Origin of the sequence: Candidatus Infernicultor aquiphilus, from assembly GCF_002784285.1 — a bacterium.
Classification (GTDB): domain Bacteria; phylum Atribacterota; class Phoenicimicrobiia; order Phoenicimicrobiales; family Phoenicimicrobiaceae; genus Infernicultor; species Infernicultor aquiphilus.
This window is the reverse complement of the sequence record NZ_PFKO01000333.1, coordinates 484-3,174: the sequence shown is the minus strand read 5'-3', so window position 1 is coordinate 3,174 and position 2,691 is coordinate 484. Positions and strand designations below refer to the sequence as shown.

Genomic DNA, 2,691 nt, shown 5'->3' with positions numbered 1-2,691 from the left:
TGCTATTTTCTGCTTTAGCTGCCTTTGCCAGTGAATTTTCTGGAAGTCTGACTTATTCTGGAGAGTATAATTTCGCCAGCCAAAATTTAAACAACACCTTAAATTTAGACCTTAATTATATTCATAGTTTTACTGATGAGGTTTTTGCGGAAGGAGATTTAGTGATTAAATATACTGATAAAAATTTCTATCTTAATCCTATTATGATTATACCTAAAGAACTTTATATAAGCACCTATGATCTTATCCCTAATCTTGATCTTAAAACAGGTTTGCTAATTATAAATTGGGGTGCCTCGGATATGTTCAGTCCCTTAGATAATTTTAATCCCCTACCTCCCAATATATCTCTTACAGATATATCCAGAAAGAATGGAATATTAGGAGTCGAGGCCACTTATTATTTTAATGATATTACCTATTTGCAGGTTATAGGTCTTCCTCATTTTAGCCCTTCCTTTCTACCGGAAGAATATGAAAAACAACTATATCTTTCTATGTTTTCTCCCCAATTCCAGGCCCAAGGAATAGAAATAAAGGATATTAATATTACTCATAATCTCCCTGAAAACCCAGTATGTGGGATAAAATTAGGAAGAAGTTTTACTTCTTTTGATGCTGCTATCAGCTATTATAATGGTTATTATTTTAGTGCCTATCCTGAAACTATTACCCCTGTTCCAGGGCCTTCTGGAGTATCTTTGGATTTAGGATTAGGATACCCTAAAAGAGAGATTTTTGGATTGGAATTTCAAGGAGATTTTCCCGGTATTGAAGGGGCTACTCTGAGAGGAGATTTAGCCTATATTATACCTGAACCCTGGGAAGTACAAGAGGAATATGCACTAAAAGATCCTTATTTTAAAGCAGCTATAGGTGTAGATTACACTACTTCTTCTAATCTTTATTTAAATGTTGGATATATATGGGGATTTGCCTCTGAAGAAGGAGATGAATGTTCTCCCTACCTTTTTCTAAACGCCAAACAGGAGTTAAAAGATAGTAAATTTACCCCTAATTACCTGGGAGGAATAAGCCTTAGCGATGGGAGTATGATAAATTATATTGGTGCCAGTTATAATTTTACCGATGACTTTTCTATAACTCTTTCTTATCTTTTTATTATGGGAGAAGAGGGGTCAAAGTTTGGACAGATGAAAAGTGCAGAAGGTCTATATCTGGTAGGAGAGTGGTCTTTCTAATGGACGAAAATATTAATAAAAAAGAAAAAATCTTAGAGGCTGCCCAAGAGATTTTTTTTAAAAAAAGTTTTTATGAAGCTACTATGGAGGATATTGCTCAGCTTTCAGGAGTAAAAAAACCTACTATTTATTATTATTATCCTTCCAAAATAGATTTAGCTTCTGAGCTTATTGAACAATATATTAAAAAACTCTTTGGAAAAGTAGAAGAAATAATTTACCAAACCACCGATATCAAACAACGGATTAAGACAATAGTAGATTTCTATATAAATCTTTTAGATGAAAATTCTAAGATTTTTATTACTATCCAAAGAATTGGTTATGATTTTATGCAAAAGGAAGAGAGCAAGAAAAAGATAAATGAACTCTTTGAAAAATTAAGAGTTAGACAAAAAGAAGCGGGCGATTTGTTCGGAGAGGTTATTTTATCCTCAGGTGCAAAAGTATCAGGAGATATATTTTTGTTTTCTCTTATTGCTGCTTTAGGAAGAGCTATAGTTGAAGAAGTATCTCGGGAGAGAAAACCTCGTAAAAGTGAACTTCTGGCCATTAGAGATATTTTTATCGCTTCTGTAAAATAACTTAGTCGATAGTAAATAGTCGTTAGCCGTTAGTTCAAAACTCAAAACTTTTTTCGTGGAACAGAGAACCATCAGACTGTTCTTCTCTAAAAACTTGTCTTACTGGAAAAAGTAAAATTCTTTGTTCTAAGATAAGGAGCCACTACTGGCCCAACAAACCCTTTTTTAGTCTGTCGGTTTTTAGAGATCATATCCACTGCCTTTAACATATCTATTACACTGGTATTAAATCTCATATTCTTAATGGCTTTTATCATCTTACCATCTTCTATTAAGAAAGTCCCATCTCTGGTCATTCCGGTCAACTGGACACTCATAGGATTAAGAACATTAACATAGTGAAAACGAGTGATATAGACACCTTTCTTGGTATTCCCGATTATATCCTGAATATTATCTTCTCCACCTTTCATCACCAGGTTAAAAGGCAGGGCTCCCATGGAAGCACTTTCTGGCGGTAAAGTGTTGGCAGTACATTTCAGGTTATACTTTAAAGCCGTAAGATGATCATACACCCCATCTACTATAACTCCGTCCTTGATGAGATAAATTTTTTCTCGAGGATATCCTACAAAATCAAAAGGTATAGGCAGGGTAAGTTCATCAAGAGGATCATCTAAAATAGTTATAATTTCTGGAAAAATCTTTTTCCTGCGGTTAGCAGAAAAAAAACTTTTTCCCTCCACAATCAATTTACCATTAAAAGCAGTATAAGCAGTATAATCTAAAATACTTGCTACTGCCTCTGGAGAAAGAATAACCGTATATATTCCTGGTTCAATCTCTACCTGATCTACGTTTTTAAAAGCAACGCTTAATAACTCATCGGTTATTTTCTTTATATTAAAATTACTAATATCACTGTCTATAAAGGAGGCATATGCTGTTGAATTATCTTTAGTAAT

The 2,691-nt window shown here is 33.7% G+C and carries 2 protein-coding genes and 1 pseudogene; 2 read left to right on the top strand and 1 reads right to left on the bottom strand.

Annotated elements, in window-relative coordinates:
• Both COZ07_RS09275 and COZ07_RS09270 read left to right on the top strand, forming a co-directional pair.
• Nucleotides 1-1,202: pseudogene (locus COZ07_RS09275) on the top strand (hypothetical protein); the annotation flags it as partial.
• On the top strand, nucleotides 1,202-1,786 hold the full coding sequence (locus tag COZ07_RS09270) for a TetR/AcrR family transcriptional regulator (protein WP_406608282.1): 585 nt from the start codon (nucleotides 1,202-1,204) through the stop codon (nucleotides 1,784-1,786). The pseudogene COZ07_RS09275 and the gene COZ07_RS09270, both read left to right, overlap by 1 nt.
• Before the next feature lie 86 nt (nucleotides 1,787-1,872).
• Here COZ07_RS09270 and COZ07_RS09265 read toward each other — a convergent pair.
• Nucleotides 1,873-2,691 (bottom strand): metallopeptidase TldD-related protein (locus COZ07_RS09265; protein ID WP_406608281.1); only part of this gene is annotated, 819 nt, incomplete at its 5' end.

Excerpts from the sequence above, each read along its gene's own strand:
- COZ07_RS09270 (WP_406608282.1), top strand. The coding sequence starts at position 1,202 with ATGGACGAAAATATTAATAAAAAAGAAAAAATCTTAGAGGCTGCCCAA.